This window comes from Chromohalobacter sarecensis, from assembly GCF_023061135.1.
Classification (GTDB): Bacteria; Pseudomonadota; Gammaproteobacteria; order Pseudomonadales; family Halomonadaceae; genus Chromohalobacter; species Chromohalobacter sarecensis.
This window is the reverse complement of record NZ_JAKGAN010000004.1, coordinates 318,290-342,331: the sequence shown is the minus strand read 5'-3', so window position 1 is coordinate 342,331 and position 24,042 is coordinate 318,290. Positions and strand designations below refer to the sequence as shown.

Here is a 24,042-nt window from a genome sequence, read left to right as displayed (position 1 = left end):
GGAGAAAGCCACCCGTAGGCTTGAATTTCTCAAGCAAGTCAGCCACTTGCGCCACTCTCCACCGCTGGCCACGAAGTCCGTTGCCGGCAGCGGATGCGTACTTTACGGATCCGCCGTCGCGAACGCAAGAGGTTTTTGTACAGATGAAACGTGGCGTTTCGCCCTACCCCAGCGTCACCCGCGCGTAGCGTTTCTTACCCGCCTGGATGACATAGCTCTGGCCGGTGGCGAGCATATGATCGCGTGCCACGACATCGCCATCGACCTTGACGCGACCATTGCCCAGCATGTCCTTCGCCTGGGCACTATTGTTGACCAATCCCGAGCGATTGAGCACCGCAGCGATCGGCGCCTGTTCGCCTTCGAAGGCCACCTCGATCTCCGGGAGGTCCTCCGGCAGCTCGCCTTCCGCCAGTTGATTGCCTGCCGACTTATGCGCATTGGCGGCAGCTTCTTCGCCGTGATAACGCCCGATCAATTCGCGTGCCAGCTCCATCTTGATATCACGCGGATTGGCCCCGGCCTCGATCGACTGACGAATCGCTTCGATGTCCTCGTTGGACTTGAGCGACAGCAGCTCGAAGTAACGCCACATCAAGCTATCGGGCATCGACACCAGCTTGTTGAACATCACACCCGGCGTATCGTCGACCCCCACATAGTTGCCCAGCGACTTGGACATCTTCTGCACGCCATCCAGCCCTTCCAGCAGCGGCATGGTCATAACCACCTGCGGCGCCTGGCCGAAATGCTTCTGGATCTCGCGCCCCATCAAGAGGTTGAACTTCTGATCGGTGCCGCCCAGCTCGATGTCGGCCTCGAGTGCCACCGAGTCGTAGCCCTGCACCAGGGGATACAGGAATTCGTGAATCGAGATCGACTGGTTGGCCGTATAACGCTTCTCGAAATCGTCACGCTCCAGCATGCGTGCCACGGTGGACTGCGCCGCCAGCTCGATCATGTCGGCAGCGGAAAGCTGGCTCATCCACTCGGCATTGAAACGCACCTCGGTCAGCGCCGGATCGAGGATCTTGAATACCTGCTCTTTATAGGTCTCTGCATTGACCTTTACCTCTTCCTCGGTCAGCGGCTTGCGGGTGACATTCTTCCCCGTAGGATCACCGATACGCCCCGTGAAGTCGCCGATCAAGAACACGACCTGATGGCCCAGCTCCTGAAACTGACGCATCTTGGTGAGCAGTACGCTATGCCCCAGATGAAGGTCCGGTGCGGTAGGATCGAATCCCGCCTTGATACGCAGCTTACGCCCGGACTCGAGCTTCTTTACCAACTCGTCTTCCAGCAGAATTTCATGGGTGCCACGCTTGAGCAGCGCCAGCGCATCGGCGACGTCGGTCATCGTATCCTTTCTCCGCAAATAGGGTGACTTGGGCAATAACGGGGGATGTTAGCATGACTCATCGACGGCGGTTGAGCGCCCTGGCACATGGAGATGCACATGCCCCTTTATATCGGTTTGATGTCCGGCACCAGCCTGGACGGCATCGACGCCGCCCTGGTGCGTTGCGGCGAAGGCCGCCCCGAGTGGCTGGGCGCCACCGGCGTGGCCTTTCCCGCCGCGCTACGCGAGGATCTGCTGGCCCTGTGCCTCGCTCGCGAGACTACCTTCGCGGAGCTGGCCCGGCTCGAGACCGCGTTCTGCGAACGTCAGGCCGAGGCAGTCAACCGCCTGCTCACGGAGACCTGCACCTCGCCTAGCGACATCGCCGCCGTCGGCAGCCACGGGCAGACCATCGAACATGCCCCCGAAGGCGTACCCCCGCATACCTACCAGCTCGACAACCCCAGCCTGCTCGCTGAGCTGACCGGCTGCACGGTGGTCGGCGATTTTCGGCGCCGCGACATGGCCGCCGGCGGGCAAGCCGCGCCGCTCGCGCCGGCCTTTCATGCCGCACTGTTCACCGCCCCCGAGCATACGCGCTTGATCCTCAATCTCGGTGGCATCGCCAACCTCACGCGTCTTCCGCCGAGCGGCGACTCCGCGTCCGTGCTCGGCTTCGACACCGGTCCCGCCAACATGCTGATGGATGCCTGGTGTCAGCGACACCTGGGCCACGCCTACGACGCCGATGGCGCCTGGGCCGCTGGTGGCTACGTCGACGCGGTCTTGCTCTCGCGCCTCCTCGATGATCCTTACTTTCAGCGCCCGCCGCCCAAGAGTACCGGGCGCGAGCATTTTCACCTCGACTGGCTGGCGACTCATCTCACGGGTAACGAAGCGCCCCAAGACGTTCAGGCGACACTCGCCGAGCTGACCGCTACCAGTATCGCCATGGCCATCGCCCAAGGCAGCGAACATTCGGACACGTATTGCGATGCGCTCATCCCCTGCGGGGGCGGCGCCCACAACACGGACCTGTTGGCGCGTCTACGTCGGCACGTCCCGGATATTCCGCTGACACCCTGCGAACGTTTCGGCTGGTCAGCGGACTGGCTGGAAGCCGGCGCCTTCGCCTGGCTTGCTCATCAGCGCCTCGCAGGGCGCCCCGGCAATCTTCCCGAGGTCACCGGCGCCCGTGGCCCCCGTGTGCTGGGCGGTCTGTATGCGCCATGAAGGCTCATTCATCGTCGCCTTTCAGGGTGAAACGCTCGGCGGCATCGCTGGCCCGCGCCAATTGCGGGCTATCGGCATCGCCGTAATCGATACGTAACCGCAGGTCGTTGGCCGAGTCGGCATGCACCAAGGCCATCTTCTCGCTGATACGGCCTTGCCGATAAAGCGCGTATAGCGCCTGGTCGAAGGTCTGCATGCCCTGGTCATGGGAGCGCTGCATGACCTCCTTGAGGTCGTGAATCGCCCCCTTGCGGATCAGGTCGCTGACCAGCGGCGAACGTAGCATCACCTCGACCGCCGCACAGCGCCCTTCGCCATCCTCGCGCGGCAATAAACGCTGGGCGACGATGGCCTGCAAATTGAGCGAAAGGTCCATCCACACTTGTTCGTGGCGCTCGCTAGGGAAGAAATGCTGAATCCGTTCCAGCGCCTGGTTGGCGTTGTTGGCATGCAGCGTCGCCAGACACAGATGACCGGTCTCGGCAAACGTCAACGCATGCTCCATGATCTCGCGCGAGCGAACCTCGCCGATCATGATCACATCGGGCGCCTGACGCAGCGCATTCTTGAGCGCCACCTCGAAGGACTCGGTATCGATGCCCACCTCGCGCTGATTGATGATCGCCCGGCCATGCGGATGAATGTACTCGATGGGGTCTTCAATGCTGATCACATGTCCGCCGGTCGTCTGATTGCGGTGCTGAATCATCGACGCCAGCGTGGTCGATTTGCCGCTGCCCGTGCCACCGACGATGAACACCAGACCGCGCTTGCGATTGACCAGCTCGCTCAAGGCGTCCGGCAATGCCAAGCTCGCCAGGTCGGGAATGTCGAAGGCGATGCGGCGCACGACCATCGCCATCTGGCTACGCTGGTAGAAGGCACTCACGCGAAAGCGTCCCTTGCCTTGCAGGCTGAGCGCGAAATTGGCCTCGCGTTCGGCCTCGAAACGCTCACCGACGCCCTGCGGCAGCGCCGCCGAGACCAGCTCGCGCACCTGCGCCACCGACATCGCCTGCTCACCCAGCGTGACCAGCTCGCCGTCGATCTTGAGACTCGGCGGCGCCCCGGTGGAGATCAGCAGGTCGGAGGCCTGCTTGTCGAGCATGATATCCAGCAGTTGCGTCAGCCATTCGTATGGCGTCATCTCGCGTTCTCCTTCGCGACCGTCGATTGGTGCCCGGCTCACACGCCCAGCACGCGTCCATCCTTCGCCTTGGCCTGTGCCTCGGCACGCGAAACGACCCCCTGCGACACCAGACGCGAAAGCGCCGCATCCAGGGTCTGCATGCCCAGGCTGCCGCCGGTCTGGATCGAGGAATACATCTGCGCCAGCTTGTTCTCGCGGATCAGGTTACGCACTGCCGCACTGGCCACCAAGATCTCATGGGCCGCCACACGTCCGCCGCCTTCACGCTTGAGCAGCACCTGCGAGATGACCCCCTGCAGCGACTCGGACAACATCGAACGCACCATGCTTTTCTCATCGCCCGGGAACACATCGATGATGCGGTCCACGGTCTTGGCTGCCGAGGTGGTGTGCAAGGTACCGAACACCAGATGCCCGGTTTCGGCGGCAGTCAACGCCAGGCGGATGGTTTCCAGGTCGCGCAGCTCGCCGACCAGGATCACGTCGGGATCCTCACGCAACGCCGAGCGCAACGCCGTGGCGAAGCTGCGCGTATCGCGATGCAACTCGCGCTGATTGACGAGACTGCGCTTGCTGCGATGCACGAACTCCACCGGGTCCTCGATGGTCAGCACATGCTGATAGTAGTTTTCGTTGACGTAGTCGATCATCGCCGCCAAGGTCGTACTCTTGCCCGACCCGGTCGGCCCCGTCACCAGCACCAGCCCGCGCGGCAGCGAGGCTAGGCGACGAAACGCTTCGCCCAGGTCCAGGTCGTCGAGGGTAAGCACCTCGCTGGGAATGGTGCGAAAGACGGCGCCCGCGCCGCGCCCCTGATGGAAGACGTTGACGCGGAAGCGCGCCACGCCCGGCACCTCGAACGAGAAATCATGCTCGAGCGCCTCTTCGTAGTCGCGGCGCTGCTGATCGTTCATGATCGCATAGATCAATTTGCGAACATCACGGTCCTCGATCGGCTCCACGTTGAGCCGGCGAATGTCGCCGTCGACGCGAATCATCGGCGGCAAACCAGCGGACAGATGCAGATCGGACGCCTTCTGCTTTGCCGAGAACGCCAGCAATTCGATAATATCCATGCACTTCTCTCGCTCGCGGACAGGGTTTCCCAGTATGCCAGATGTCACCATCGCAGAATCCCTCGAACGCGCTCGCCAGCGTTTGGCCCACGCCCTGGCGCACGCGGGGCGTGACGGCGAGAGCGCCTGCCTGCTGGCCGTGAGCAAGACGCAACCCGCAGCGAGTGTGCGTCAGGCCTTCACAGCGGGGCAACGCGCCTTCGGCGAGAACTATCTTCAGGAAGCGCTCGACAAACAGGCCGCGCTGGACGATCTCGAGGGTATCGTCTGGCATTTCATCGGTCCTTTGCAATCCAACAAGACCCGCGCGGTGGCCGAGCACTTCCAGTGGGTGCATACCATCGACCGCGCGCGCATCGCCACACGCCTCGATGCACAGCGCCCGGCGGCGCTGGAACCGCTGGATGTCTGCCTGCAGGTCAACGTCAGCGGCGAAACCAGCAAATCCGGCGTTTCGCCCGAGGCCTTGCCGGCACTGGCCGACGCCGTGGTGGCGCTGCCACGTCTGCGACTACGCGGTTTGATGACGCTGCCCGCGCCGCGCGACGACCTAGCGGCCCAGCGGCGACCCTTCGCCGAGCTGCGCACCTTGCTCGAAATGCTCCGCCAGCGGCATCCCCAGGCGCCTCTGGATACCTTATCGATGGGCATGAGCGGCGATCTCGAGGCCGCCGTCCTCGAAGGTGCCACCCTGGTCCGTCTGGGCACGGCCATTTTCGGGCAGCGCGCGCCGCGCCCCTGATCGCCTTGCCCCTAACCCCATTGTGTCGCCGCGACACTTCAGGAGACCCCATGACAAGCCAAGTCACATTCATCGGCGCCGGGAACATGGCCAGCGCCATTTTCGGCGGCATGATCGAAGGCGGCTACCCCGCCGAGGCCATCACTGCCACCGCACGCGGCGCCCAGACACTCGACGCGCTCGCCTCACGCTATGGTGTCAACACCACATCCGACAACAACGCCGCCGTCGAACACGCGGATGTCGTGGTCCTGGCCGTCAAGCCGCAGGTCATGCGCGAGGTATGCGAGGAATTGCGCGATAGCGTGCAGCGCCAACGCCCCCTGATCGTCTCCGTGGCCGCCGGCCTGAGTGCCGAGACGCTGGATACTTGGCTGGGCGGTGACATGGCCGTGATCCGCTGCATGCCCAACACCCCCAGCCTGGTCGGCCAGGGCGCCGCGGGGCTTTACGCCAACGCCCGCGTCAGCGAGGAACAGAAACAGTTGGCCACCTCGCTGCTGGAAGCCGTGGGACTCGTCGAGTGGGTCGCCGACGAGACGCTTCTCGAGGCGGTTACGGCCGTGTCGGGTAGCGGGCCAGCGTATTTCTTCCTGATCATGGAAGCCCTCGAAGACGCCGGCAAGAAGCTCGGCCTGCCCGCCGACAGTGCCCGCCGCCTGGCGCTGCAAACCGCCTACGGCGCGGCCAGCATGGCCCGCGAAAGCGAATTCGAGCCCGCTGAATTGCGCCGCCGCGTGACCTCGCCCAACGGCACCACCGAACGCGCCATCAATAGCTTCGAGGACGACGGCCTGCGTCGGCTGTTCGAAAACGCCACGCAAGCCTGCGCGACACGCGCCCGTGAACTGGCCGACGAACTGAGCCGCGACTGAATCCCCTACACCCATCCGACACGGAGGAGCCCCATGGGCAGCCAAATGGGAAGCGCCGGCTTGATGCTGGTCAACACGCTAATCAATGTGTATCTGTTCGTCCTGATGCTGCGCTTTCTGCTGCAGTTTTCGCGCGCCGATTATTACAACCCCGTCAGCCAGGCGGTAATCACCGCCACACGGCCGGTAGTCGCGCCCTTGCAGCGTATCTTCCGCCCACGTGGACGCTTCGATCCCGCCTCGCTGGTCGCGGGCCTGCTACTCAAGGGCATCACCATCTTCGTGCTGCTCAAGCTCGCCGGCATCGGTATGCCGCCGATTCAGGGCGTACTGGTGGCGGCACTGGCCGGGGTGTTGAGCGCGATTCTCGACATCTATTTCTTCGCTCTGATCATCATGATCATTCTCAGTTGGGTCGCGCCACAGGCCAGCCATCCCGGCGCCATTCTCGTCCATCAACTAGTCGAGCCGATCATGGCCCCGGTGCGCAAGGTCATCCCTCCGCTGGGCATGATCGACTTGTCGCCCATCGTGGTGTTCATCGCCATCAGCCTGATCGACAGCCTCGTCGTCGGCGCCCTGGCCCGTGCGGCAGGATTACCCGGCATGCTGGTAGGCTTCTGAACATTCATCATCCTGGCGCCGTCACGCGCCTCACGCTGGACACGGAAACCGACACACACGATGCCCGATACGCTACCTCCCGACTCGGTCGGTCTGGTCACGCCGCAAACGGCGCACTTCGATACCCCGCTGGCATTGGCTGGCGGCAAGACGCTGTCCGACTACACGCTGGTCTACGAGACGTATGGCACGCTCAATGCCGAACGCAATAACGCGGTACTGATCTGCCATGCGCTTTCCGGCCATCATCACGCGGCGGGCTTCCACGGCATGGAAGATCGCAAGCCCGGCTGGTGGGATGCCTATATCGGTCCCGGCAAGGCGATCGATACCGAGCGCTACTTCGTCGTCTCGCTCAACAACCTCGGTGGCTGCCACGGCAGTACCGGCCCCGCCTCGACCAACCCCGAGACTCAGCGCGCCTGGGGTCCGGCATTTCCAGTCCTGACGGTGGCCGACTGGGTGCATAGTCAGGCACGTCTGGCCGATCGACTGGGCATCGAACGCTTCGCCGCCGTGGTCGGCGGCAGCCTCGGCGGCATGCAGGTGTTGCAATGGGCGATGGCGTATCCCGAGCGCATCGCCAATGCCGTGGTCATCGCCGCCACGCCACGCCTCTCGGCGCAGAATATCGCCTTCAACGAGGTCGCCCGCCAGGCGATCCGCTCGGATCCCGATTTTCATGACGGCTGGTATGAGGAGCACGGCACGGTGCCCAAGCGCGGGCTCAAGCTGGCCCGCATGATCGGCCATATTACCTATCTGTCCGAGCATTCGATGGGGGCCAAGTTCGGCCGCGATCTGCGTACCGATCAGCTCAACTTCGGCTATGACGTGGAATTCCAGGTCGAATCGTATCTGCGTCACCAGGGCGATACGTTTTCCACCAGCTTCGATGCCAACACTTACCTGCTGATGACCAAGGCGCTGGATTACTTCGACCCGGCCGCCTTGCACGGCGGCGATCTGGCCGCCGCGCTGGCGCCGGCGCAATGTCCGTTCTTGGTGGTCAGCTTTACCACCGACTGGCGTTTCGCGCCGCCGCGTTCGCGCGAGCTGGTCGACGCCCTGATGCGCGCCGACAAGACCGTCAGCTACGCCAGCATCGACTCGCCCCACGGCCACGATGCATTCCTGCTGCCGCATCCACGTTACGAAGCGGTGTTCGGTGGTTTCATGCGTCGCGTTGCCCGCGACCTGCAGCTCGAGGAGACGACCTGATGCGTGCCGATCTCAAATTGATCCACGACTGGGTGCCGCAAGGCGCGCGCGTGCTCGACCTGGGCTGCGGCGACGGCGAGTTGCTTGCCGCCCTGGCGCGTGACAAGCAGGTCGTCGGCTACGGCCTGGAGATCGATCCCGATGGCATCACTGCTTGCATCGAGCGTGGGGTCAGCGTCATCGAACAGGACATCGACGACGGCCTGAGCAACGTCGACGACGATGCCTATGACCTGGTGATCATGACCCAGGCGCTTCAGGCTTTGCAGCGCCCGGACCGCACCCTCGACGAAATGCTGCGCGTGGGCCGCGAATGCATCATCGCCTTTCCCAACTTCGCCTACTGGCGCCACCGCCTCTATCTCGGCTTTCAGGGCCGCATGCCGGTCTCCAAATCATTGCCCCATGCCTGGTACGACACGCCCAACATCCACCTATCGACGTTTCGCGACTTCGGGCAACTGTGCCGCGATAAAGGCCTGACCATCGTCGACCAACGCGTCGGTAACGGCGATCACGAACCGCACTGGAGCTCGCGGCTGTGGCCCAACCTGTGCGGGGAAACGGCGATCTTCCGTGTCACGCGCGCCTCACGCTGACTCAGACGCTCGGCGGCTGCCGCTCGAGATCTACCGGCAGCCGTCGGGTCAGCATCGCCTCGCAGGGCGCGCCGCCCGCATCCCGGGTGACGCTGACGCCATATGCCAGCACCTCGACCCCCTGGGCGGCGACACGACGTAGCGTCTCGGCATAGGCCGGATCGAGATGCGCGGCCGGCGCCACGGCGTCGATCCCGGTATGTGCCACGCAAAACAGGAGCACCGCGCGTTCGCCCAGCGCAACCCGCGCCGCCAGGCTCTCTAGGTGCCGGCGACCGCGCTCGCTGACCGAGTCAGGGAAATAGCCATGGCCGTCGTCTTCACGCAGCGTCACCTGCTTGACTTCGACATGGGTCGTTTGCCGCGCCTCGGTGAGACGGAAATCGAGCCGTGCGCCTTCGACCTTGGCCTCCCGCTTGAGCGTCGTATACCCCGCCAGTTCGGCGATACGTCCCGCCCGCAGCGCCTCCTCGACCCACGCATTGGCGCGCCCGGTGTGCACCGAGGCCAGCGCCGGTGCTGCGCCGGGCATGGGCAGTTCGATCCATTCCCAGGTCCACGCCAGCTTGCGCGCGGGATTACGACTCGGCGAGAGCCAGACGCGACACCCGGGGACGTTGACCGCGCGCATGGAGCCGGTATTGGGACAATGCGCGATCACCTCCTCGCCCGATGCCAATCGCACATCGGCCAGAAAACGCTTGTAGCGACGCATCAGAATACCGGGCGTCAATTGCGTGTATTCCATCTTCCCCTCTTGGATCACGAACACATCACACCGCAGGACAAAAAATCACATTTTCGCAAGAGCGGCGCCATGACCGCGAACGCGCGCGCTCCAGCGCCTTGACCGAGATCGGAAAGCGCTATTTTGTCGCCGAGAATGGTTGCAAAGCCTGCATTTTTCCGCTAAATAAGCAAGGCTTCGGGCGGGCGCCCAAGTCCTACCCTGGCCAGGCATCGGCCCAAGTCACTTGCGTAATGAGGCAGTCCCATGCCAGTAGCGGAAATCAAATCGGAAGCGCCGAAAAAATTCACCCCGTATGACCCGGCGCCGGGTGAAGAATACATGAACGAGCAGCAGCTCGCGCACTTCCGCCAAATCCTGCTCATCTGGAAACAGGAGCTCATGGAAGAGGTGGATCGCACGGTGCGCCACCTGCAGGAAGAAGCCAACAACTTCGCCGACCCGGCCGACCGTGCCACCCAGGAAGAAGGCTTCAACCTGGAATTGCGTACCCGCGACCGCGAGCGCAAGCTTCTCAAGAAGATCAACGAGACCATCGAAAATATCGATGAGGATGACTACGGCTTCTGTGAAGCCTGCGGCGTCGAGATCGGCATTCGCCGCCTCGAGGCTCGCCCTACCGCCACGCTCTGCGTCGACTGCAAGACGCTGTCGGAGCTCAAGGAAAAGCAACTCGGCGGCTGATGCCGTTTATGAATACTCTCTCGACGGGCACCTTCGGGTGCCCGTTTGTCATGGCGCAGGCTACGTAGCTCATGTCGTATATCGGTCGCTTCGCACCGACCCCCTCGGGACCTCTACACCTAGGGTCGCTGATCGCGGCCCTGGCGAGCTTTCTCGACGCACGCCACGCCAAGGGGCGCTGGCTCGTGCGCATCGAGGATATCGACCCGCCACGCTGCCCCGCAGGCACCGCCGATACCATTCTCCGCCAGTTGGACGCCTTCGGCCTTACCTGGGATGGCAGCGTGCGCTACCAGAGCGAGCGTCACGCGGACTACCAGGCAGCGCTCGAGCGCCTCGCCGAGCAAGGACTTGCCTATCCGTGCAGCTGTTCGCGGAAAGAGTGGCGCGAGCATGCGATCTACCCCGGCTGGTGCCGGTACGGGCCGCTGCACCCCGAGCGCCCCCTGGCTTGGCGGCTGCGCAGCGACCTTGGCCGGCGTCCCGTTGAATGGGAGGACCGGCGCCTGGGTCATCAGCGCTTCGATCCCGCCGAACTGGGCGACGTCATCCTCAAGCGCAAGGACGATCTTTGGGCGTATCAGCTCGCGGTGGTCGTCGATGATGCCGATCAAGAGGTCTCCGATGTGGTGCGCGGCGCCGACCTGCTCGACAACACCCCCTGGCAACGTCAGTTGCAAGATGCCCTGGGGTTCCCGGTGCCACGCTATCTACACCTTCCCTTGGTACTCGGTGACAACGGCCAGAAGCTCTCCAAGCAGAATCTTGCTCCGGCGCTACCGACCGACGCGGCCGGCATCCGCCACGCCCTGCACCACGCCTTGCAGCGACTCGGTCAGCAACCGCCACGCGAGATGGCACATGCCTGCGTGACCGATCAACTCGACGCGGCGATCGGCACCTGGTGCCCCGAACGCCTACGCCACCTGGCAACGACCGAGCACTGAAAAGCCACGCCTGCGTGGACATCCAACGCCCTGGCCAGCGACCTTGTCATGCCATGGTCGCACACCCTTTGGCTTGATTCGCCTGGCCGGCAGGCGTCAGGATACAAGCCTGCCGAGCGCCGCCAGCGCCGACGCTCGGCCACTCCCCATGCATTCACGCGACCATGAGGCCCATGAGCCGAATCCTGATCGTCGAAAACCAAGACACGCCGCGTCAGGCCCTGAAGGACCTGCTCGAGCGCCAGGCGTACCACGTGGCGGCCGCCGCATCGCTCAACGCCGCACAGGCGCTGGCGCCACAGACCTTCGACCTGGTGATCTGCGATCTGCGCCTGGCAGGAGAAGACGGCACGCAGATGCTCGCGCTGAGCGCCCCGACACCGGTCTTAGTCATGACCGACCACGCCAGCCTGCGAAAGGCCGTGGTCGCGCTCAAGGAAGGCGCCGTCGACTGTATCGCCAAGCCCGTCGATGACGATGACGTCCTGGCGATCGTGTCACGTGTGCTAGCACGCCCGGCGACCAACGACACCGCCTCTCCTAGTGATGCTCCTCGCGGCATGATCGGCGAGTGCGTCGCCATGCAGCGTGTCTACGAACGCATCCGCAAGACGGCACACGCCGACGTCACCGTGCTCGTGCAGGGTGAATCGGGTACCGGCAAGGAACTGGTTGCGCGCGCCCTGCATCGCCAGAGCCGCCGCGCCAAGGCGCCGCTGATCTGCGTCAACTGTGCTGCGATCCCCGAGACCCTGATCGAATCCGAACTCTTCGGCCACGAAAAGGGCGCCTTCACGGGAGCCAACAGTGCACGCACCGGCTTGGTCGAAGCCGCCGATGGCGGCACGCTCTTCCTCGACGAGATCGGCGAGCTGCCCATGGATGCTCAAGCCCGCCTGCTACGCGTGCTTCAGGAAGGCGAGATCCGGCGCATCGGCTCGGTGGAGACGCGTTACGTCGATGTACGCCTGATCGCGGCGACGCATCGTGACCTGCACTCGCTGTCGCGCAGCGGCGAATTCAGGCTCGACCTCTACTATCGCCTGAATGTCATGCAAATCGAGCTGCCTCCGCTTCGCGAGCGCGACGACGATATCATCACCATTGCCCAGGCCCTGCTCGAGCGGGCTTGCACCCGCCATGCGCGACCAGGATTGCGCTTATCGCGCGCCGCACGTCGCGACATCCTCGGTTACGCCTGGCCAGGCAATGTGCGTGAGCTGGAAAATGCCCTAGAACGCGGCGTCATTCTCGCCGAGGGCCACCTTATCCACCCCGGCGATCTCGGCCTCCCACTGGAACGCAGACAGGAGCCGATCGCTGCGCCTTCCGAATCGTCCGACGCCCCCGAGGAGGACGAGGTTCTCGACGACGACCTGTCTCTGGAAGACTACTTCCAGCATTTCGTCCTCGAGCATCAGGCGCAGATGAGTGAAACCGAGCTGGCCCAGAAGCTGGGCATCAGCCGCAAATGCCTGTGGGAGCGTCGTCAGCGTCTGGGCATTCCGCGCAAGAAAAATGCTCGCCGCCTGGCGTGACTCTCCCCTTAATCATGCCGTCGAGCACCTTTTCGATTCCTGCCGCGACTATGGTCTAAGCGCATCTCCCGGCCTTTTCAGAGACCCTATACGCCTTAGCGACGGGGCTGATGCACCAGTTGTTACCATCCCACACAAGAGATGCCCCGTTATGCGGCAATTGCGGTAACACCACGCTCTCTCGGAACGTAGGGAACTTTCATTAAAAACCATAAAACATTGATCCAAAAGAAAAAAACAAATGGTGGCACGACCACTGCAATGTATAGACTAAGAAAAACAACAGCCGGATACCCGGTGGCGCACGAACAACCACAATAACGTACGCCGCAGGTGCTCAGCCCGACATCGGCAACCACAAATACAAAAACGTCGAGCTGGAACATCGCAAGCGAATCGCCAACAACAACAAACGAGACGCAACGCGAGTCGACCGCCAACAACAACAAGACGGTCGAGATCCGGAACCGAACCAGGACGCGACGCTTCATGCGAGGCCCAACAAGAAAAATGCCCTCGCCCGAAGCATCCCGACGACAACAACAACATGTCGGGAGAAACGATGTCGTCGTGGTTGGATTATTGTTTTGAATACGAGGTGGTCACCACGCGGGAAGAGTCACAACAACAAGAATATTGCTTGCCTGCCGAAGTTCATTGGTGACTGTGGTGCGTATTCAAGGCGATGCGCCATCACGAAGAAGAAACAGCAGCAAGGACGTTGCACAGCATACTTAGGGGAGGCCCACCGGGTCTCCCCTTTTAATGCCAGTGTCAGGCACTCTACTTCCTCCGAGCGCCTGTTCTCGCCCCTCATCACGCCACATCCTTTGCAAGCCAAGGAGTGTCGGCTTACACTAGCCACTTCGCTCTCCGCAAGTCGTTAACGACGCATGTTCAAAGGATTTACCCGCTTTCTCCAACGCCCCGGTGAACGTTTGAAGACCCTGTTTGGCGCCCAAGAGTCCTCCGGCCACTCCACGCCCACGCTGCGTGTCATCCCACGTGACCAGCACGACGTATCACGGCGCCTGTTCAGCGAGAATGCTCTCAAGGTGTTGTATCGCCTGCACAATGCCGGCCATGAAGCCTACCTGGTCGGTGGCTGCGTGCGTGACTCACTGCTCGGAAAGGCCCCCAAAGACTTCGACGTCGCCACCGATGCCACGCCGGAAGAAATACGCACGCTGTTTCGCAACTCACGCATCATCGGGCGCCGCTTCCGTATCGTCCACGTGCGCTTCGGCCGCGAAGTCATTGAGGTCACAACCTTTCGGGGGCGGCCCGGCGACGATCAAGACACCGCGCATTCCCAGCAATCCGACGACGGCTTGCTGCTGCGTGACAACGTCTGGGGCACCATCGAGGAAGACGCGCTACGCCGCGATTTCACGGTCAATGCGCTTTACTACAACATCGCCGACTTCTCGATTCACGATTGGGCCGACGGCGTGAACGATCTCGAAGCCCGCACCCTGCGCTTGATCGGCGACCCCGAGGTGCGTTATCGCGAGGACCCGGTGCGCATGCTGCGTGCCGTACGTTTCGCTGCCAAGCTGGACTTCGATATCGAGCCGCGCACCGAGGCCCCGATTCTCGAATTGGCGCCCTTGCTGTTGCAGATTCCCCCAGCGCGCCTGTTCGAGGAGGTACTCAAGCTCTTTCTCTCCGGGCAAGCGCTACGCACCTTCGAGCTGCTCCGCGAGTATGGCTTGTTCGCCATACTATTCCCCGAGGCCGAAGAGGCCATCGCAGAACGCGCGTGGGCAAGGCCACTGATCGAGCAGGCCCTGATCAACACCGACCGGCGCATCCAGCAAGAACGTCCCGTCACTCCGGCGTTTCTGTACGGTGCCATGCTGTGGCCCGGCATGCGCCTACGCGCCGAGCGCCTCGAGAGCGATGGCATGCCGCCGATCCCCGCGCAGCAAACCGCCTCGCAGCAAAGCATTTCGCGGCAACTGCAACACACCACGATCCCCAAACGCTTCAGCATGCCGATGCGGGAAATCTGGGACCTTCAGCAACGCTTGCCCAAGCGTCGCGGCAAACGTGCCTTCCAGACCCTGGAGCATACTCGCTTCCGCGCTGCCTATGACTTCCTCCTGCTGCGAGAAAACGCCGGTGAAATCGATCCCGGGCTCGGTGCTTGGTGGACGGCCTTTCAGGAAGGCGACGACCACGAGCAAGCACGCCTGATCGCCAAAACCAGCGGCTCCCCGGCCGGCACGTCGGATCGCCCCAAGCGGCGTCGACGGCGGCGGCGCAATCCGTCATCCGAGCATGGCAATGACGGTCGCCAGGAGTGACCGCGTAGCGGCCTATATCGGCCTGGGCAGCAATTTGGATGGGCCGCGCGAGCATGTCTCGCGCGCCTTGAAAGAACTCGATGCCCTGCCACTGACCCACTTGGCGGGGCATTCCTCTCTGTATGCCTCGGCACCGGTAGGCCCCCAGGATCAACCCGACTTCATCAATGCCGTCGCTTGCGTATTCACGCGTCTGTCACCACTGGCGTTGCTCGACCAACTGCAGGCACTCGAACAACGCCACCGTCGGGTGCGCCAACGCCATTGGGGGCCGCGTACGCTAGATCTCGATCTCTTGCTCTATGCCAATCTCGAATGGCGAACACCGCGTTTGACGCTCCCGCATCCGGCCATGCACGAGCGGGCCTTCGTGCTCGTCCCCCTGGCGGAGCTCGCACCCGAGGTAACGCTTGCCGGCAAGAACACCACCACTCTGGCGAAACATTATAATGGTGCAGAGCTGCACCGCCTTCTTCCCTAAAAGTCGTGTTGCAGCCAATGTGTTACCGATCCACACTTTCGGCACCCTGAGGTAACGTTTGCGGTAACACCTCCCCCAGGCCCGCGCGGGCCACCACAGCATGGAATGTTTCATGAAAACCGTCACCTTGAGCCACCTCAATGCCTTCAAGCGTGCCAGCGAACCCTTCAGTTGCCTGACGGCCTACGATGCGTCGTTCGCACAGCACGCGGACGCCGCCGGTATCGATGTGTTGCTGGTGGGCGATTCACTGGGCATGGTACTGCAAGGTCATGCCAGCACGATTCCCGTGACGCTCGACGACATCCTTTACCACACGCGCTGCGTGGCGCGCGGCAAGCAGCGTAGTCTGTTGATGGTCGACCTGCCCTTCATGAGCAACGCCGATACGAGTCAGCTACTGCGCGATGCCGGCGCCCTGATGCGCGCCGGCGCCGAGCTCGTCAAGATCGAAGGCGCGGGCTGGATGCATGACGATGTGCGCGCCCTGGTGCGGCGCGGCGTGCCGGTATGCGCGCACCTGGGCCTGACGCCCCAGAGCGTGCACCAGTTCGGCGGCTACAAGGTGCAAGGACGCGAACAGGACGATGCCCAGCGCATCGTCGCCGATGCGCGCTTGCTGGTCGACGCCGGCGCGTCGGTGATTCTGCTCGAATGCGTGCCCGCCGCGCTGGGTCATGCCGTGCGCAACGCCGTGGAAGTCCCGGTCATCGGAATCGGCGCAGGCCCCGACGTGGATGGCCAGATATTGGTAATGCATGACATCCTCGGTGTGACGCACGGGCGGCCGCCACGTTTCGCCAAGAACTTCCTGACCGGACGCGATAACGTTCAGGCCGCGTTCGCGGCTTACCACGACGCCGTCAAGACACGCCAGTTTCCTGCCGAGGAGCATAGTTTTTGATGTTGACGCTGCACGACATCACCGAATTACGTGCCCACCTGACTCCCCTTCGCCGCGATGGCCAGCGTATCGCCCTGGTGCCGACCATGGGTAATTTGCACGCCGGGCATCTGGCCTTGATCGACGCCGCGCGCCGTGACGCGGATGTGGTAGTCGCCACCATCTTCGTCAACCCTCTACAATTCGGGGCCGGCGAGGATTTCGAGCACTATCCACGCACGCTCGATACCGATACTCAGGCACTGGCGAGCCATGGCTGCGATATCGTCTTCGCCCCCAGTGCCGAGACGCTCTATCCCCAAGGCCGCGATCACCTCACCCAGGTCAGTGTCCCCCAGATCTCGGAAGGCCTGTGCGGTGCCAACCGGCCCGGGCATTTCACCGGGGTGGCCACGGTCGTCAGCTTGCTTTTCCACCTCGTGCAGCCCGATATCGCGTATTTCGGGCGCAAGGATTACCAGCAGTTGACGGTGATTCGTAAGATGGTCGCGGACCTGCATTTCCCCATCGACATCGTCGGCGTGCCCACCCAACGCGCCGAGGACGGCCTAGCGCTGTCGTCGCGCAACGGCTATCTAAGTGCCGCAGAGCGTCAGCGCGCCCCGGCGCTATATCGCATCTTGTGCCAAGTGCGTGACGCACTGCAAGACGGCGATACCCCGGCGTCGGCGTTGCGCGAGGGCTTGGCGAACCTCGTCGCGGAGGGTTTCAAACCCGATTACCTGGAATTGCGTCGCGCCCAGGATCTGGGACCGGTCGCGCTGGATACCCGCGAAACGATCCTGCTCGCCGCTGCGCACCTCGGTACCACCCGCCTGATCGACAATCTCCCGGTCAGCTTGCCGCACTGATCAGCCGCATGATCTCCGTCACATTACGCCGGTATACCCGCTCATACCGGCGATCTACGCCCATTACCCGATTGTCGCGCGGCACTGGACTCGCCTATTCTAAATGTACCGCCCCTCTAGGCTGATAGGAGACTCTCATGGAAGACGTGGTGATCGTAGCGGCACGGCGTACCGCCATCGGCAGTTTCGGCGGCGCCCTCGCCAGCCTTCCCGCGACCCAGCTCGGCGCCACGGTGATCGCGGATTTGCTCGCGCATACCGGCGTGCCCCCCGAACAGGTCGACGAGGTTCTGCTCGGCCAGGTGCTGGCCGCCGGATGCGGTCAGAACCCTGCCCGCCAGGCGGCCATAAACGCGGGGCTGCCTTCCGCCGTACCGGCGATGACCATCAACAAGGTCTGCGGCTCCGGCCTCAAGGCGTTGCATCTGGCGACCCAGGCCATCCGTTGTGGCGACGCCGAGCTGATTATTGCCGGTGGTCAGGAGAACATGTCGCTGGCTCCGCATGTACTGCCGAACTCGCGTACCGGCCAGCGCATGGGTGACTGGACGGCGGTGGATACGATGATCCGCGACGGCTTGTGGGACGCCTTCAACGACATCCACATGGGGATTACCGCCGAGAATCTGGCTGCGAAGTACGACATCACCCGCGAGGAGATGGATGCCTTTGCCGCCGCTTCCCAGCAGAAGGCGGCTGCCGCCATCGAGGAGGGGCGTTTCGCCGGGCAGATCGTGCCGGTCGAGATCCCCCAGCGCAAAGGCGACCCGCTCCATGTCACCACCGACGAAGGGCCTCGCGCGGGCGTGACCGCCGAACAGCTCGCCGGTATGCGCCCGGCCTTCAAGCGCGATGGCACTGTCACCGCCGGCAATGCCTCCTCGCTCAACGACGGCGCCGCTGTGGCCATGCTCTGCTCGGCAAAGAAAGCAAAAGCGCTGGGGCTGGAGCCCCTCGCGGTGATCAAAGCCTACGCCAACGCCGGGGTCGATCCCGCGATCATGGGCATCGGCCCGGCCCCCGCCACGCGGCGGTGTCTGGAACGCGCAGGTTGGTCACTCGACGAACTGGACTTGATCGAAGCCAACGAGGCCTTCGCCGCCCAGGCGCTCGCCGTCAACAAGGAGCTCGGCTGGGACCCAGCCAAGATCAATGTCAACGGCGGCGCCATCGCGCTGGGGCACCCCATCGGCGCCTCGGGTTGCCGCATCCTGGTGACGCTGCTGCATGAAATGATCGCTCGCGACGCCAAGAAAGGGCTGGCGACGCTGTGCATCGGCGGAGGACAAGGCGTGGCGCTGGCCATCGAACGCCCGTGAGACGCTAACAAAAACGCTGTTTTGTAACTTCACGTCAAACCGGTGAACTTTTCGATTATCCTGCCTGCCCAACCGTTTACGACGCCCAAGCGGCGTCGTATTCGTCTTGGTTTCAACAGGAAATGTCATCGGTATGTTGATTTCGGTGCAGGCATTACGTGCGTTTGCGGCATGGGTGGTCGTCTTCCACCACTTCGTGCAGGTTTTTTTCGACTTCGATACCAATAATACCTTCGAGCACCTTCTCGCCACCCGAGGCCAAATGGGTGTGGATATCTTTTTCATCATCAGTGGCTTCGTCATCTATGCTGCCACCGCACGCCGCACCCCTTCCAGTGGCGAGTTTCTCCTGCAACGCGCCGCGCGTATCGTGCCTGCTTACTGGTTGTATACCGCCATCACGGCGGGTGTCGTCTATCTCTCGCAGGATGTTATGCCGGACTACGGACTGGATCTCAAAAGCCTGGTGATGTCGCTGCTCTTCCTGCCGACCGAGAATCCTGCCGGCTATGGGTACTATCCAACATTGCCCGTGGGATGGACGCTCAACTTCGAAATGCTGTTCTATCTGGTGTTTGCGGCCTCCTTACTGGTCAACAAGCACCTACGCCTGTGGCTACTCGCCCTGGTAATGATCGCGATCAGCGCCTGGCTCGCGGATCGTCCGCTACTAAGCGACTTCTACCACGACCCGATCATCTACAACTTCCTGCTCGGGCTGGGGGTCGGCATCGTCTATCGCCGCGGTTGGCTGCCCCAGGGGCGCTGGTTGCCGGCCGGTATCGCCCTGGTGGCATTCACGCTGCTCATGCAGTTCAACGACCCCCAGGGCATGACGCGCTTCTTAGCCTGGGGCTTGCCCAGCACGGTGCTGCTCTGCGCGTTCATCGCCATGGAGCCACTATTCGCCGGAAACCGAGTGATCAAGGCGCTCGGCGATTGGTCCTATTCGACCTACCTGCTGCATGTCATCGTGCTGTGGACGGCACAGTACACCTTGCGCGAACACGTCGGCATGCCGCCCTACGCTACCCTGGCGATTTGCCTGCCGCTCATCGCCGTGTTGTCGTGGGCCAGTTTCGAGTTCATCGAGAAGCGACTTTCACGCCGCTTGCGCCAGTGGATACCCAAGCGGCGCTCGCCTCCTGCCGCAAACACCGGCTCAGCTTGACGCGTCCCTAACGTAAAAAGCCCCGTACACCAACGTGTACGGGGCTTCATTAAGCGCTGGGAGTGGATCGCTTATTCAGTCTCGGCCGGCGTTGCTTCGAAAGCCGCTTTTTCTTCCGCGGTGATTTCCTTGATGGAAAGCTTCACGCGGTTGCGGTTATCGATATCGAGCACCTTGACGATGACTTCCTGGTCCTCGCTGAGATAGTCGCGCACGTCGTTGACGCGCTCGGGGACGATCTGCGAGATATGCACCAGGCCGTCGGTGCCCGGCATGAAGGTGACGAAGGCACCGAAGTCGGTGATACGTGCCACCTTGCCCTGATAGAGCTTGCCGATCTCGGGCTCGGCGGTAATCGCCAGCACGGTATCGATCGCTGCCTTGGCAGCTTTCTTGTCCTCGGCATAGATGCGCACGGTACCGTCATCATCGAGGTCAATGGAAGCGCCGGTATCATCGCAAATCTTGCGAATAGTCGCGCCACCCTTACCGATCACGTCACGAATCTTGTCCGGAGCGATCTTGACCGTGGCCATCGACGGCGCGTTGTCGGACACTTCGTTACGGCTCTGGCCAATGACGGTGCTCATCTGCTCCAGAATATGCAGGCGCGCTTCGTGAGCTTGCTGCAGTGCGGTCTCCATGATCTCTTCGTTGATGCCCTCGATCTTGATATCCATCTGCAGGGCCGTCACGCCGGCGGTGGAACCCGCCACCTTGAAATCCATATCGCCTAGGTGGTCTTCGTCACCGAGGATGTCGGTCAACACCGCGAAGCCGTCGTCGTCCTTGACCAAGCCCATGGCGATACCTGCCACTGGTGTCTTGAGCGGAACGCCGGCATCCATCAACGCCAGGGATGTACCGCACACCGAGGCCATGGAGCTGGAACCGTTGGATTCGGTGATTTCGGACACCACGCGAATGGTGTAGGGGAAATCTTCCTCGCTGGGCAGCACCGCCTGAACGCCGCGCCGTGCAAGACGTCCGTGGCCGATCTCGCGGCGCTTGGGGCCGCCCATGAAGCCAGCTTCACCCACGCAGTAGGGAGGGAAATTGTAGTGCAGCAGGAAGCGGTCCTTACGTTCGCCTTCCAGCGATTCGATCAGCTGCGCATCCCGCAGCGTGCCCAGGGTCGCGACCACAATCGCCTGGGTCTCGCCGCGCGTGAATACCGCCGAGCCATGCGTCTTGGGCAGGTTGCCGACCTCGATCGCCAACGGACGCACGGTCTTGAGATCGCGGCCATCGATGCGCGGCTCGCCCTTGATCACCCGTGAACGGACCACCCGCTTCTCGAGACCGGCAAAGCCACCCTTGACCTCGTCAGCATCGAACTGGCCTTGCTCTTCACCGGCCAGCTGCGCGATCGCCTCATCCTTCAGGGCGGACAAGGCATCCTGACGCTCCATCTTGTCGGTAATGCGATAGGCCTCGCCGATCTTGGTCTCGAAGCCGGCCGCCAGCGCCTCCTTGAGAGCCGTATTCTCGACGGCGGGCTGCCACTCCCAACGCGGCTTGCCGGCCTCGGCGGTAAGCTCATTGATAGCGGCGATCGCGACCTGCATTTCTTGATGGCCGAAAAGCACCGCGCCGAGCATTTCATCCTCGAGCAGTTCGTTGGCCTCGGATTCGACCATCAGCACGGCTTTCTCCGTGCCGGCCACAACCATGTTCAACTCGGAACTGCCGAGCTCCTCCACCGTCGGGTTGAGGAAATAGCCATTGTCTTCGGTGAAGCCAACGCGCGCGGCAGCAATCGGCCCATTGAAGGGGACCCCGGAGATAGCCAACGCTGCAGACGTGCCCAACATCGCCGCGATGTCCGGATCATGGTTGCGATCGGTGGAAAGCACCGTGCACACCACCTGAACCTCATTCATGAACCCTTTGGGGAACAACGGACGGATCGGACGATCAATCAAACGCGAGGTGAGGGTTTCCTTCTCGGTAGGGCGACCCTCACGCTTGAAGAAACCGCCAGGAATCTTGCCGACAGCGTAGGTCTTTTCCTGATAGAAAACGGCCAGCGGGAAGAATGGCTGGGCGGGGTTGACGTCCTTCTTGGCTACCACGGTACACAACACCACGGTGTCGTCCATGGTCACCATCACGGCACCGGTAGCCTGGCGGGCGATACGGCCCGTTTCCAGGGTGACGGTACTGCGACCGTATTGAAACGTTTTCTTGACCGGGTTCACGGCAATGTCCTTAACTTTTCATCTCATGTATTGGTCGTTTCGACTCGGCGACCATTTTAGGAGTTCACGCGCCACGGGGCCACTCATTACGACACCCGGGGCCGACGAAACAAAAAACGGGCAGCCCCGGAGGACTGCCCGTTTCAAACAACCATGCGTCGGCGCTCATGTGAAAGACCTTCGCGACCCTGGCATGCAGGTGCAACACCTTCATGGCACCCACACCTGCTCTGTCGCGAACGGAACTTTCCTTAGCGGCGCAGGCCGAGACGCTGGATCAACGACTGATAGCGCCCGATATCCTTGCGTTTCAGGTAATCCAGCAGCTTGCGACGCTGGTTGACCATGCGAATCAGACCACGACGAGAGTGGTGATCCTGCTTGTTACTCTTGAAGTGATCCTGCAAGCCATCGATGTTGGCGGATAGCAGGGCCACCTGTACTTCAGGCGAACCGGTATCGCTTTCGCCACGACCGTATTCGTCAACGATGGCGGCTTTCTGTTCAGCGGTCAGTGCCATTTCTCTCTCCAGTAAACAATATGCCTGAGCAATGAATGTCGGAGACCACGCATATTTGCAGTCTCCAGGTACTGCCCGCGAAATACGGGCGCCATGTAAAAGGCCTGGCCTTCATGCACACCGAGGGTATCGGTGTGCCCCGACGCACATGGCACGCGCCGGCATCACGCCTCACTCGCGAACGGGCGAGGCGGTATTCCGTAAGCGTCGCGGCGTGACCTCTCCAGGCCTCGTCACGCTCACGAGTCCCAGGAAAGCACCGCTGTGATATAGACGCGCCGTCTCGTCCGCGACCAGCGCCCCGGTGTCGACCCGGGCCCGCTGCCCATGCAGCAGCCGCCGCGACTCGATCGCTGCCACTTCAAGCGATGGCACATGGGGCAACATCGCATCGATGGGCAACAATCGCGCCTGACGCGAGGCCCCGTCCATTTGCTCGAGCGCCTCGAAGCCCTGCATGGCATCGGCGTCGAACGGTCCGCTTCGTAGCCGACGCAGGGACGTAATGTGCGCGCCACATCCTAGCGCCCGACCGATATCCTCAGCCAGGGTACGAATATAGGTACCCTTGCTGCAGCGGACCTCGAGCTCGAAGCCTTCGCTCTCGCACGACAACAGGCGCATATCATAAACCGTTACGCGGCGCGCCGCACGCTCGACTTGCTTGCCTTCGCGCGCCAGCTCGTACAACGGGCGCCCCTGGTGCTTGAGTGCCGAGTACATCGGAGGAACCTGCTCGATATCACCGCGAAACCGTGCTAGCGCAGCCTCGATATCATCCTCGACGAGGGCCGGCACCGAATGACGCTCGACCAACGTACCTTCGGCGTCACCGGTATCGGTAATTTCACCCAGCCTGACACGCGTGCGATACGTCTTGTCGGCATCGAGCAAATAGGCCGAAAATTTGGTCGCCTCACCAAAGCAAATCGGCAGCAAGCCAGTCGCCATTGGGTCCAGCGTACCGGTATGGCCAGCCTTCTGCGCCTCGTACAGACGACGCACCTGCTGCAAGGCATGGTTCGACGAAATGCCCTGTGCCTTATCGAGCAACAGCACGCCGTCCACCGGTATGCCACGACGACGTCGCGCCATCAACGTACCTCGTCTTCGTCATCGTCGTGACGGCGGCGATCATCGGCCACCGCCTCGTCGATCAAGGACGACAGACGCTGACCGCGCACGATGCTTTCATCGTAATGAAAGCGCAGTTCCGGCACGTGCCGGAGCTTGACGCGATTGGCTATCTGACTGCGCAGGAACCCCCGCGCATGCCGCAGCACCTTGAGGTTTTCGTCGATGCGCGTGGCATCGTTTTCACCCAGCAGCGTGATGTGGATGTCGGCATAACCCAGATCGCGACTGACCGTCACCGCACTCACCGTGACCATCCCCAGGCGAGGATCCTTAATCTCACGCTGGATGAGGACGGCCAACTCCTGCTGCAGTTGATCGGCCACACGATCGGTACGTTTGAATTCGCGCATCGTTATCTCCCGCGATTCG

24 protein-coding genes are annotated in these 24,042 nt (G+C 62.5%); 15 read left to right on the top strand and 9 right to left on the bottom strand.

The features are described 5' to 3' along the window. Positions 1 to 163: 163 nt before the first annotated feature. Positions 164 to 1,360: a tyrosine--tRNA ligase gene (gene tyrS / locus L1071_RS09105; protein WP_246973081.1), complete on the bottom strand. Its 1,197-nt coding sequence runs from the start codon at positions 1,358 to 1,360 to the stop codon at positions 164 to 166. Positions 1,361 to 1,459: 99 nt separating this feature from the next. Between tyrS and L1071_RS09100 the strand changes: the two genes are divergently transcribed. Beyond that, positions 1,460 to 2,575 carry an anhydro-N-acetylmuramic acid kinase gene (locus L1071_RS09100; RefSeq protein ID WP_246973074.1) on the top strand — a complete coding sequence of 372 codons (1,116 nt, stop codon included), beginning with the start codon at positions 1,460 to 1,462 and terminating at the stop codon, positions 2,573 to 2,575. Between the two features lie 4 nt (positions 2,576 to 2,579). Here L1071_RS09100 and L1071_RS09095 read toward each other — a convergent pair whose 3' ends face one another. Both L1071_RS09095 and L1071_RS09090 read right to left on the bottom strand, forming a co-directional pair. Further along, positions 2,580 to 3,722: a PilT/PilU family type 4a pilus ATPase gene (locus L1071_RS09095; RefSeq protein ID WP_246973069.1), complete on the bottom strand. Its 1,143-nt coding sequence runs from the start codon at positions 3,720 to 3,722 to the stop codon at positions 2,580 to 2,582. Positions 3,723 to 3,760: 38 nt separating this feature from the next. Further along, the gene (locus L1071_RS09090; RefSeq protein WP_246973067.1) at positions 3,761 to 4,801 is read right to left on the bottom strand and encodes a type IV pilus twitching motility protein PilT; all 1,041 of its coding nucleotides are present in this window, start codon (positions 4,799 to 4,801) and stop codon (positions 3,761 to 3,763) included. Between the two features lie 34 nt (positions 4,802 to 4,835). On the opposite strand from L1071_RS09090, the gene L1071_RS09085 reads away from it, so the two are divergent. The 5 genes from L1071_RS09085 to metW are packed head-to-tail and all read left to right on the top strand — an operon-like array spanning position 4,836 to position 8,862. Next, positions 4,836 to 5,543, top strand: coding sequence for a YggS family pyridoxal phosphate-dependent enzyme (locus tag L1071_RS09085; protein ID WP_246973065.1), 708 nt, complete (start codon positions 4,836 to 4,838; stop codon positions 5,541 to 5,543). A gap of 50 nt (positions 5,544 to 5,593) precedes the next feature. Next, complete coding sequence (gene proC, locus L1071_RS09080) at positions 5,594 to 6,418, top strand: pyrroline-5-carboxylate reductase (RefSeq protein ID WP_246973059.1); 825 nt, start codon at positions 5,594 to 5,596, stop codon at positions 6,416 to 6,418. Between the two features lie 33 nt (positions 6,419 to 6,451). Next, entirely contained in the window at positions 6,452 to 7,042 is a 591-nt protein-coding gene (locus L1071_RS09075; protein ID WP_246973047.1) for a YggT family protein, read from the top strand. Positions 7,043 to 7,102: 60 nt separating this feature from the next. Beyond that, on the top strand, positions 7,103 to 8,263 hold the full coding sequence (metX, locus tag L1071_RS09070; RefSeq protein ID WP_246973044.1) for a homoserine O-succinyltransferase MetX: 1,161 nt from the start codon (positions 7,103 to 7,105) through the stop codon (positions 8,261 to 8,263). Next, entirely contained in the window at positions 8,263 to 8,862 is a 600-nt protein-coding gene (gene metW, locus L1071_RS09065) for a methionine biosynthesis protein MetW (RefSeq protein ID WP_246973038.1), read from the top strand. The genes metX and metW overlap by 1 nt, the downstream gene beginning before the upstream one ends. Before the next feature lies 1 nt (position 8,863). Here metW and sfsA read toward each other — a convergent pair whose 3' ends face one another. After that, positions 8,864 to 9,610 carry a DNA/RNA nuclease SfsA gene (gene sfsA / locus L1071_RS09060; RefSeq protein WP_246973035.1) on the bottom strand — a complete coding sequence of 249 codons (747 nt, stop codon included), beginning with the start codon at positions 9,608 to 9,610 and terminating at the stop codon, positions 8,864 to 8,866. Between the two features lie 246 nt (positions 9,611 to 9,856). Here sfsA and dksA point away from each other — a divergent pair, with 246 nt between their 5' ends. The 3 genes from dksA (at position 9,857) to L1071_RS09045 (ending at position 12,779) form a co-directional block, all read left to right on the top strand. Continuing rightward, positions 9,857 to 10,294 carry an RNA polymerase-binding protein DksA gene (gene dksA, locus L1071_RS09055; protein WP_246897392.1) on the top strand — a complete coding sequence of 146 codons (438 nt, stop codon included), beginning with the start codon at positions 9,857 to 9,859 and terminating at the stop codon, positions 10,292 to 10,294. 71 nt (positions 10,295 to 10,365) lie between these two features. Beyond that, positions 10,366 to 11,241 (top strand): tRNA glutamyl-Q(34) synthetase GluQRS, encoded by an 876-nt coding sequence (gluQRS, locus tag L1071_RS09050; RefSeq protein ID WP_246973032.1) that lies wholly within the window; start codon positions 10,366 to 10,368, stop codon positions 11,239 to 11,241. 173 nt (positions 11,242 to 11,414) lie between these two features. Beyond that, entirely contained in the window at positions 11,415 to 12,779 is a 1,365-nt protein-coding gene (locus L1071_RS09045; protein WP_246973021.1) for a sigma-54-dependent transcriptional regulator, read from the top strand. Positions 12,780 to 12,928: 149 nt separating this feature from the next. Here the strand turns inward: L1071_RS09045 and L1071_RS09040 are convergent, their stop codons facing one another. After that, on the bottom strand, positions 12,929 to 13,270 hold the full coding sequence (locus tag L1071_RS09040) for a hypothetical protein (protein ID WP_246973019.1): 342 nt from the start codon (positions 13,268 to 13,270) through the stop codon (positions 12,929 to 12,931). 402 nt (positions 13,271 to 13,672) lie between these two features. Here L1071_RS09040 and pcnB point away from each other — a divergent pair, with 402 nt between their 5' ends. The 6 genes from pcnB (at position 13,673) to L1071_RS09010 (ending at position 19,814) form a co-directional block, all read left to right on the top strand. Further along, positions 13,673 to 15,088, top strand: a complete 1,416-nt coding sequence (pcnB, locus tag L1071_RS09035; RefSeq protein ID WP_246973017.1) for a polynucleotide adenylyltransferase PcnB — start codon at positions 13,673 to 13,675, stop codon at positions 15,086 to 15,088. Continuing rightward, the gene (folK, locus tag L1071_RS09030; protein ID WP_246973001.1) at positions 15,069 to 15,569 is read left to right on the top strand and encodes a 2-amino-4-hydroxy-6-hydroxymethyldihydropteridine diphosphokinase; all 501 of its coding nucleotides are present in this window, start codon (positions 15,069 to 15,071) and stop codon (positions 15,567 to 15,569) included. The genes pcnB and folK overlap by 20 nt, the downstream gene beginning before the upstream one ends. A 112-nt stretch (positions 15,570 to 15,681) precedes the next feature. After that, positions 15,682 to 16,473, top strand: a complete 792-nt coding sequence (panB, locus tag L1071_RS09025) for a 3-methyl-2-oxobutanoate hydroxymethyltransferase (protein WP_246972995.1) — start codon at positions 15,682 to 15,684, stop codon at positions 16,471 to 16,473. Beyond that, the gene (gene panC, locus L1071_RS09020) at positions 16,473 to 17,324 is read left to right on the top strand and encodes a pantoate--beta-alanine ligase (protein WP_246972980.1); all 852 of its coding nucleotides are present in this window, start codon (positions 16,473 to 16,475) and stop codon (positions 17,322 to 17,324) included. Before panB ends, panC begins: the two co-directional genes overlap by 1 nt. A gap of 137 nt (positions 17,325 to 17,461) precedes the next feature. Next, on the top strand, positions 17,462 to 18,643 hold the full coding sequence (locus tag L1071_RS09015) for an acetyl-CoA C-acetyltransferase (protein ID WP_246972976.1): 1,182 nt from the start codon (positions 17,462 to 17,464) through the stop codon (positions 18,641 to 18,643). Between the two features lie 133 nt (positions 18,644 to 18,776). Continuing rightward, the gene (locus tag L1071_RS09010) at positions 18,777 to 19,814 is read left to right on the top strand and encodes an acyltransferase family protein (protein WP_246972973.1); all 1,038 of its coding nucleotides are present in this window, start codon (positions 18,777 to 18,779) and stop codon (positions 19,812 to 19,814) included. Positions 19,815 to 19,885: 71 nt separating this feature from the next. On the opposite strand, the gene pnp is transcribed toward L1071_RS09010, so the two are convergent. The 4 genes from pnp to rbfA all read right to left on the bottom strand — a co-directional run bounded on the left by pnp (position 19,886) and on the right by rbfA (position 24,023). Beyond that, on the bottom strand, positions 19,886 to 22,015 hold the full coding sequence (pnp, locus tag L1071_RS09005; RefSeq protein ID WP_246972970.1) for a polyribonucleotide nucleotidyltransferase: 2,130 nt from the start codon (positions 22,013 to 22,015) through the stop codon (positions 19,886 to 19,888). A 251-nt stretch (positions 22,016 to 22,266) separates the two neighbouring features. Then, positions 22,267 to 22,536 (bottom strand): 30S ribosomal protein S15, encoded by a 270-nt coding sequence (gene rpsO / locus L1071_RS09000; protein ID WP_246972952.1) that lies wholly within the window; start codon positions 22,534 to 22,536, stop codon positions 22,267 to 22,269. A 171-nt stretch (positions 22,537 to 22,707) separates the two neighbouring features. After that, positions 22,708 to 23,631 (bottom strand): tRNA pseudouridine(55) synthase TruB, encoded by a 924-nt coding sequence (truB, locus tag L1071_RS08995; RefSeq protein ID WP_246972940.1) that lies wholly within the window; start codon positions 23,629 to 23,631, stop codon positions 22,708 to 22,710. Then, complete coding sequence (rbfA, locus tag L1071_RS08990; protein WP_246972932.1) at positions 23,631 to 24,023, bottom strand: 30S ribosome-binding factor RbfA; 393 nt, start codon at positions 24,021 to 24,023, stop codon at positions 23,631 to 23,633. Before rbfA ends, truB begins: the two co-directional genes overlap by 1 nt. Positions 24,024 to 24,042 lie beyond the last annotated feature (19 nt).

Excerpts from the sequence above, each read along its gene's own strand:
- pcnB (WP_246973017.1), top strand. The coding sequence starts at position 13,673 with ATGTTCAAAGGATTTACCCGCTTTCTCCAACGCCCCGGTGAACGTTTG.
- rbfA (WP_246972932.1), bottom strand. The coding sequence starts at position 24,023 with ATGCGCGAATTCAAACGTACCGATCGTGTGGCCGATCAACTGCAGCAG.
- dksA (WP_246897392.1), top strand. The coding sequence starts at position 9,857 with ATGCCAGTAGCGGAAATCAAATCGGAAGCGCCGAAAAAATTCACCCCG.
- panB (WP_246972995.1), top strand. The coding sequence starts at position 15,682 with ATGAAAACCGTCACCTTGAGCCACCTCAATGCCTTCAAGCGTGCCAGC.
- L1071_RS09100 (WP_246973074.1), top strand. The coding sequence starts at position 1,460 with ATGCCCCTTTATATCGGTTTGATGTCCGGCACCAGCCTGGACGGCATC.
- L1071_RS09090 (WP_246973067.1), bottom strand. The coding sequence starts at position 4,801 with ATGGATATTATCGAATTGCTGGCGTTCTCGGCAAAGCAGAAGGCGTCC.
- L1071_RS09010 (WP_246972973.1), top strand. The coding sequence starts at position 18,777 with ATGTTGATTTCGGTGCAGGCATTACGTGCGTTTGCGGCATGGGTGGTC.
- sfsA (WP_246973035.1), bottom strand. The coding sequence starts at position 9,610 with ATGGAATACACGCAATTGACGCCCGGTATTCTGATGCGTCGCTACAAG.
- panC (WP_246972980.1), top strand. The coding sequence starts at position 16,473 with ATGTTGACGCTGCACGACATCACCGAATTACGTGCCCACCTGACTCCC.
- tyrS (WP_246973081.1), bottom strand. The coding sequence starts at position 1,360 with ATGACCGACGTCGCCGATGCGCTGGCGCTGCTCAAGCGTGGCACCCAT.
- L1071_RS09095 (WP_246973069.1), bottom strand. The coding sequence starts at position 3,722 with ATGACGCCATACGAATGGCTGACGCAACTGCTGGATATCATGCTCGAC.
- truB (WP_246972940.1), bottom strand. The coding sequence starts at position 23,631 with ATGGCGCGACGTCGTCGTGGCATACCGGTGGACGGCGTGCTGTTGCTC.
- L1071_RS09045 (WP_246973021.1), top strand. The coding sequence starts at position 11,415 with ATGAGCCGAATCCTGATCGTCGAAAACCAAGACACGCCGCGTCAGGCC.
- L1071_RS09085 (WP_246973065.1), top strand. The coding sequence starts at position 4,836 with ATGCCAGATGTCACCATCGCAGAATCCCTCGAACGCGCTCGCCAGCGT.
- folK (WP_246973001.1), top strand. The coding sequence starts at position 15,069 with ATGACGGTCGCCAGGAGTGACCGCGTAGCGGCCTATATCGGCCTGGGC.
- rpsO (WP_246972952.1), bottom strand. The coding sequence starts at position 22,536 with ATGGCACTGACCGCTGAACAGAAAGCCGCCATCGTTGACGAATACGGT.
- metX (WP_246973044.1), top strand. The coding sequence starts at position 7,103 with ATGCCCGATACGCTACCTCCCGACTCGGTCGGTCTGGTCACGCCGCAA.
- proC (WP_246973059.1), top strand. The coding sequence starts at position 5,594 with ATGACAAGCCAAGTCACATTCATCGGCGCCGGGAACATGGCCAGCGCC.
- L1071_RS09075 (WP_246973047.1), top strand. The coding sequence starts at position 6,452 with ATGGGCAGCCAAATGGGAAGCGCCGGCTTGATGCTGGTCAACACGCTA.
- gluQRS (WP_246973032.1), top strand. The coding sequence starts at position 10,366 with ATGTCGTATATCGGTCGCTTCGCACCGACCCCCTCGGGACCTCTACAC.
- L1071_RS09040 (WP_246973019.1), bottom strand. The coding sequence starts at position 13,270 with ATGAAGCGTCGCGTCCTGGTTCGGTTCCGGATCTCGACCGTCTTGTTG.
- metW (WP_246973038.1), top strand. The coding sequence starts at position 8,263 with ATGCGTGCCGATCTCAAATTGATCCACGACTGGGTGCCGCAAGGCGCG.
- L1071_RS09015 (WP_246972976.1), top strand. The coding sequence starts at position 17,462 with ATGGAAGACGTGGTGATCGTAGCGGCACGGCGTACCGCCATCGGCAGT.